This window comes from Arthrobacter sp. Y3223164 (assembly GCF_059091005.1).
The window spans coordinates 1-5,999 of record NZ_JBNHGF010000164.1 but is presented as its reverse complement, the minus strand read 5'-3'; the positions used below and the strand labels follow the sequence as shown (position 1 = coordinate 5,999).

The window sequence follows — 5,999 nt, the reverse complement described above, 5'->3', positions numbered from 1 at the left end:
AGCGGCCCGGCGGCAGGGCGCGGCACGACGGCCAGGTCCGCGATGGGCGGCCGCCGGGATCCGCTCCACGTCACTTCTGGGGCGCGGCTGTTGTTGATGGCCATCAGCAGATCCAGCTTCTGCGCATATAACTCGTCGTAGTCGCCCAGGTCGTAGCCGAACAGCGGAAATGTTTCCACCGAGGAACCGCGGCCCGCGGTGATCTCGACGCGGCCGCCCCCGGAAATCGCGTCCGCCGTGGAGAACTGCTGGAACACGCGAACGGGGTCGTCCGTGGAGATGATGCTGGCGGCGCTCCCGAGCCGGATCTGCTGCGTGGCGGCCGCGGCCGCGGCGACGATCGCGCCCGGCGAGGACGCGGGCATGCTGGTGGTGTGGTGCTCGCCGATCCCGAAGTAATCCAAGCCAACCGTGTCGGCGTGGAGGATCGCCTCAAAGAGGTTACGGATGGCCTCCGACGTCTCCCGCTGGCTGCCGTCCGGATTGAGTTGCGTGTCGCCGAAGCTGTAGGCACCGATTTCCATGTCTTGTCCTGTTCTGCCTGTTGATGCCGTCATCGACACGCCGGTTCGGTGGCCTCCGCCAAGAGGCCGCGGAGCTCGTCGGCGGCATGGGCGGCGTTGAAAATGCGGGTCCCCGGCTGGAAGGCGCGGCCGGCCGAGAGCGGGCCGGCATCGACCGGGTCGTAACCCAGGCGATCGATGAAGGCCGCGACCAGGGATTTGGCGTCGTCGTGATCGCCGGCAAGAGCCAAGGCTCGGCGGCCGGCGGAACCCGGATCGCGGCCCTCCTCTTCGAGTTCCCGGTACCCGATGTGGTTCAGGGTTTTCACCAGTCGCGCGCCCGCCAGGAAATCCTGAACGACCTCGCTGCTGCCGCGCGGGTCGTTCTCGAAATCGCTGATCACGCCGTCGGTCGGTGCCCAGTAGTTCATCGCATCGATCACGGTCTTGCCGGCCAACCGGCCCGGATCCAGCGTGCGGTAACGGTGCAGCGGGATCGCGGCGAGAACCAGGTCCGCCTCCCCCACTTCCGCGGCGTCGACCGGCTCCGCCCCCGGCGTGATGATTTCGGTCAGCAAGGCGATCTCTGCGGCCGGCTTGGACGTCGCGATCTTCACCCGGTAGCCGGCTGTGAGCGCCTGTCGCGCGACGGCGGTGCCCACCCGGCCAGCCCCCAGGATGCCAACGGTGCCACGCTTCATTCCAACTCCAGTCTGCAAATATGCTGTCCGACAGACTATATTCACTACAGATTATCTGTGCAACTTCGCATGATTCGTTATCATGAGAGTCATGACAGGAGAACGAGCCGCCACAGCGGACAGGACGCACGGCCCGGTTCCCGGCGACTTCGGCTGGAACCTCGGCATGGTCCTGCGCGGGTACCAGTCAAAATTCGAGGAGGCCGTCACCGGCATGCCGGAAGGCATCCGCGGCTACCAAATCCTCTCCGCCGTCGTTCATCGGGACCCGCCGAACCAACAGGCCCTCGGGTCGCACTTGGCGATCGACCGCACTGTCCTGACCTACATCCTCGACAAGCTCGTGGCCGCCCGGCTGGTGGAGCGCGTCCCCGCCGCGAACGACCGGCGTGCACGGAAAATTGTTCCCACCGCGCAGGGACGCGCCGCACTCTCGGAGCTCGAGGTCCGCGTCGCACGTGCCGAGCAGGACCTGCTCTCCGGCCTGTCGCCGGAGGACGTGCGCACGCTTTCCGCCCTGGTCGAGGTGTTGGCCATGGGAATCCACCGCGCGCAGCCGAACTCCAGCCCGTGTGAGGCGATGGACCACCTGCCCTAGACTCGTCAGCATGTGGATCGGCTGGATTGAGTTCGACCTGCTCCTGGGCGACGTGCATTCGCTCAAGGAAAAGCGATCCGTGCTGCGGCCGATCATCGCCGAGGTCCGGAAGCGGTTCGATGTCTCAGTGGCGGAAGTCGGCCAACAGAACCTCTACCGGCGGGCCGAACTGGGCATCGGGCTGGTAGGCGGCGACCGGGCCCATGTGGTCCAGGTGCTGGACACGGCCGAGAACTACATTGCCTACCGCCCCGGCGTGGACCTGCTCAGCACGCGGCGGAAAATACACTCCAGCGACGACTGAGCCCGCCCCGCGCCGCTGCAAACCGGTTTTGCAGCCCGCCGATGAGCATCGACCGGTGTGGATATTGGTAGCGTTGGTCACGCCCATGATCCGTGCCACATCCGGAGGCTCTGTTGACTACCCCCGCCACCGACGAGCAGTTTTCCACCGTCGAGGAGCTTGTCCGCCACCGCTATGCCTCAGACAAGGCGTCGCAGCACCTTGGCATCGAGGTGCTGGAGGCCGAAGAAGGCCGTGTAGTGATGTCCATGGGCGTCCAGGACTACATGCTGAACGGTCACCACATCCTGCACGGCGGCTACCTGTTTACGCTCGGCGATACGTGCTTCGCGTTCGTTTGCGAGTCGCTGGGCCGGCCGTCGGTCTCCCGCCAGGCGGAAATAACGTACATCGCGCCCGGCGCGGCCGAAGCCCGCCTGGTGGCCACCGGCGTCGAACGCACCCGCTATGGCCGCAACAACATCGTGGATATCTCCATTCACGACCATGACGGCCAGCATCTGGCCGAGATGCGCGTCTACGGCGTGCTGGTCCCGAAGAAGTAGTTCCGCCCCCCTGCACCGAAGGAGTATTCCCGATGGCCGTAGTGCCCGCGATCGATCTCAATAACGGCGTCAGCATCCCGCAGTTGGGCTTCGGCGTTTTCAAAGTGCCACCGGCTGAAACGCAGCGGGCCGTTGAAGCTGCGCTGGAGGCCGGTTACCGCCACATCGACACCGCCGCCGCCTACCGCAACGAGTCCGGCGTGGGCGCGGCGATCAGATCCAGCGGGATCCCGCGCGAGGAACTGTTCATCACCACCAAGCTCCGCAACGGCGAACAGGCCGACGCCCGCCGGGCTTTTGATAACAGCCTGCGCGAACTCGGCTTGGACTTCGTGGACCTGTACTTGATCCACTGGCCGGTGCCCTCGCAGAACCTGTACGTGCAGGCGTGGCAGGCGCTCGAAGAACTCTACGCCGAAGGCCTCAGCCGGGCCATCGGCGTCTCCAACTTCCTGTCCGAGCATCTACAGACCCTGCTGGCCGCCGGAGGCATGGTGCCGGCGGTCAACCAGATCGAGATCCACCCGACCTTCCAGCAGCGCGAAGTGGCGGCGCTCAGCCGCCGGCACGGCATCGCCGTCGAGGCCTACAGCCCTCTGGGCCAGGGCGCCGATTTGGAGAGCCGGACGGTCACCGCCATCGCGGCAAAGTATCTGGCGACTCCGGCCCAAGTGGTGCTCGCCTGGCATCTGGCCAACGGCAACATCGTGATCCCCAAGTCCGCCAACCCGGGCCGGATAGCGAAAAACCTGACCGCGGCACGGCTCACGCTCGATGCGGAGGACCTGGCCGCGATCACGGCGCTTGACGCCGGCGGTCGCATCGGCGCGGACCCGGCCACGGCCGCCTTCACGCAGCTCTAGAACGACGGTTGCCGGTGTCCGCGTTGGACACCGGCAACTGTAGGGAACCTGCTGAGCGCTAGAGCCGGCGGTACTCGGCCACCATCGGGCAGTCGAACGGGTCCCGCGCCGACAGGCCAACCTTGTTCAGGTACCGGACCACGATGCCGTAGGACTTGGGCAGCGACGTTTCGGTGTACGGGATGCTGTGGCTGGCGCAGTATTCGCGCACGATCCGGGCGGCCTTGGCCAGGTTGGGCCGCGGCATGCTCGGGAACAGGTGGTGCTCCACCTGGTAGTTGAGCCCGCCCATAAGCGCATTGATGGCGCCGCTTCCCCCGGGGGTGCGGCCAACGATGTTGCGGCTGGTCAGGACCTGGCGGCTGAGGAAGTCCACCTTCGAGTCCTTGGGGATCAGCGGCATGCCCTTGTGGTTCGGCGCGAAGGACGCACCCATGTAGACCCCGAAGACGGCCAGCTGCACTCCGAGGAACGCGAACGCGATGCCCGGCGGGAGGAAGAAGAAGATGGCCGCGATATAAAGAGTGAGCCGCGCGAACAGCACGGAAATTTCCCTCTTGCGGCCCTTGACGGGGCCGCGTGCAAACAGCGACCTGATGGAGGTGGCGTGCAGGTTGATGCCCTCGAGCATCAGCAGCGGGAAGAACAGGTAGCCCTGCCGGCGGGTGAACCAGGCCATCAGGCCGCGGCGTTCGGCAGCTTGTTCGGGCAGGAAGGAGACGGTGTCCTGCTCGATGTCCGGGTCTTTCCCGATGGTGTTCGGGTTGCCGTGGTGCCGGGTGTGTTTGTTCATCCACCACTGATAGCTGATGCCCACGACGGCGTTGGCCAGGAACCTTCCGGCGCGGTCGTTGGCCGGACCGGTTTCGAAGACCTGCCGGTGGGCGGCCTCATGGGCCAGGAACGCCAACTGCGTGAACAGGATGCCCAGTGCGCCGGCAATCAACAGCTGGAACCAGCTGTCGCCAAGCAGTACGAATCCGGTGACCGCGCCCGCCAGCCCCAGCGCCAGTGCAACAAAGAGGCTGATGTAGAACCCCCTGCGCTTTCGCAGCAGACCTGCATCCCGCACGGTGCTCAACAGCTGGGAGTAGCCGCTGGCGGCGGAAGAACCGCGCTTGCTACGGGTAGAAGTTGTCGGTGGAGATACAGATATGCTCATGCAGCCTTCAGTGGTTCGGGTCCGACTTCCCAGCCGCGGAATAGGGCGAATGCCCCGTAGATGAAGATCACTTTACGATAACAACCTGAACGCGCCCTGAACAGGGGGTGCCGTGGTAGCGCCGTTCGGATTCCCGGCCAAAGTCCTGTACAGTAATTTTTGTAGTTGTTGTGTTGCGCATTTGATTTTGAGCAACAGGCCCTTCACCGAAGGGTTTGTGCTTCTCTGAACGGCGGACGAAAAACACCGCTGCAAGCGACCCGTGAAGTCCGCGGGCCGTGTAAATACTCGGAGGAGTACAAAATGGCAACTGGAACCGTCAAGTGGTTTAACTCTGAAAAGGGCTTCGGCTTCATCGCTCCGGACGACGGCTCGGCCGACGTCTTCGCTCACTACTCGGCTATCGAGAACAGTGGCGGATACCGCGAACTGCGTGAAGACCAGAAGGTCGAATTCGAAACCGTGCAGGGCCCCAAGGGCCTGCAGGCTGCCAACATCCGCGGCCTCTAAGACGGCAGCGGCAACGCCGCTCTAGTCTTTTCCAATGGAGCCGGTTCCCGTACGGGAACCGGCTCCATTGTTGTGCCCGGCTGTTTTGCCCCGCCGTTTTGCCCGGCAATTCACTCCCACTGGCAGGAATCGCTCATCCGGGGGCAAACTTGAGGCATGCCCTTGACACCAGTGCCCGCCAGTACCGGAACCTTTTTGGCCGACATGGTCATGCAAATCCTGATGTTCACCGGCATCGCCGTGCTGTGCGTCGGGACGGCCGCGGCGGTGACCGTTTGGCTGGTGATCCGCAGGATCCGGCGCTCCCGCCGGTTGCGGAACGGGCTGCGCCGGGGGTCGCTCACCGTCCGCAGTTTCAGCAAGGACGCCGCCGGCCGCCGCCTGGCCCGCCAGCGGCTCGGATTGCAGCGCTCGGCGGAAGCGACGGAACGGACACTCGCCTCCGCCCGGGCGGAGGGCCGCCCCGTCGGGGAGCTGCCGCTGGTGGCCGCCAGGCTTGAAACGGCTTCCCGGTCCCTGGACGAACAGCTGAAGTTGGCGGAAGGCGAGCCGGTCCCGGAGGTCAAACGCTCCCTCGCCGCCAGCCTGGGCGGGCGGACCGAACAACTCACCCGGCTGTCGGGCCAACTGCGGCAACACCTGGTGGAAGCCGGGTACTCTGCCGACGCCGAACAGCTGGAACTGGCCGGCCGGCATTTGTCCCGGGAGATCGAGGCGCTGCACGCATGGTCCTCGGCCTACCGCGGTGTCCGCGACGGGCGCAGCCCCGCCGTCCCGCCCCACCCCCCAGATCCGAAAATCCCACCTCATAAC

At 65.4% G+C, this 5,999-nt stretch carries 9 protein-coding genes; 6 read left to right on the top strand and 3 right to left on the bottom strand.

Annotated elements, in window-relative coordinates; genetic code table 11:
* Window positions 1-524, bottom strand: a 524-nt coding sequence (locus AC5RUJ_RS09635; RefSeq protein ID WP_494155800.1) for an LLM class flavin-dependent oxidoreductase, incomplete at its 3' end; no start/stop codon positions are given.
* 29 nt (window positions 525-553) lie between these two features.
* The gene (locus AC5RUJ_RS09630) at window positions 554-1,204 is read right to left on the bottom strand and encodes an NADPH-dependent F420 reductase (protein ID WP_494024180.1); all 651 of its coding nucleotides are present in this window, start codon (window positions 1,202-1,204) and stop codon (window positions 554-556) included.
* Window positions 1,205-1,295: 91 nt separating this feature from the next.
* Between AC5RUJ_RS09630 and AC5RUJ_RS09625 the strand changes: the two genes are divergently transcribed.
* The 4 genes from AC5RUJ_RS09625 (at window position 1,296) to AC5RUJ_RS09610 (ending at window position 3,514) form a co-directional block, all read left to right on the top strand.
* Window positions 1,296-1,802: a MarR family winged helix-turn-helix transcriptional regulator gene (locus AC5RUJ_RS09625; protein WP_494127597.1), complete on the top strand. Its 507-nt coding sequence runs from the start codon at window positions 1,296-1,298 to the stop codon at window positions 1,800-1,802.
* Between the two features lie 10 nt (window positions 1,803-1,812).
* Entirely contained in the window at window positions 1,813-2,106 is a 294-nt protein-coding gene (locus tag AC5RUJ_RS09620; protein WP_494000918.1) for a DUF503 domain-containing protein, read from the top strand.
* A gap of 113 nt (window positions 2,107-2,219) precedes the next feature.
* A complete protein-coding gene (locus AC5RUJ_RS09615) occupies window positions 2,220-2,651 on the top strand; it encodes a hotdog fold thioesterase (RefSeq protein ID WP_494013685.1) in 432 nt (143 codons plus the stop codon).
* Window positions 2,652-2,683: 32 nt separating this feature from the next.
* Window positions 2,684-3,514, top strand: a complete 831-nt coding sequence (locus AC5RUJ_RS09610) for an aldo/keto reductase (protein ID WP_494024179.1) — start codon at window positions 2,684-2,686, stop codon at window positions 3,512-3,514.
* Between the two features lie 58 nt (window positions 3,515-3,572).
* On the opposite strand, the gene AC5RUJ_RS09605 is transcribed toward AC5RUJ_RS09610, so the two are convergent.
* Window positions 3,573-4,676, bottom strand: coding sequence for a fatty acid desaturase family protein (locus AC5RUJ_RS09605; RefSeq protein ID WP_494074649.1), 1,104 nt, complete (start codon window positions 4,674-4,676; stop codon window positions 3,573-3,575).
* 303 nt (window positions 4,677-4,979) lie between these two features.
* On the opposite strand from AC5RUJ_RS09605, the gene AC5RUJ_RS09600 reads away from it, so the two are divergent.
* On the top strand, window positions 4,980-5,186 hold the full coding sequence (locus AC5RUJ_RS09600; protein WP_127512299.1) for a cold-shock protein: 207 nt from the start codon (window positions 4,980-4,982) through the stop codon (window positions 5,184-5,186).
* 156 nt (window positions 5,187-5,342) lie between these two features.
* Window positions 5,343-5,999 (top strand): hypothetical protein (locus tag AC5RUJ_RS09595; protein ID WP_494155799.1); only part of this gene is annotated, 657 nt, incomplete at its 3' end.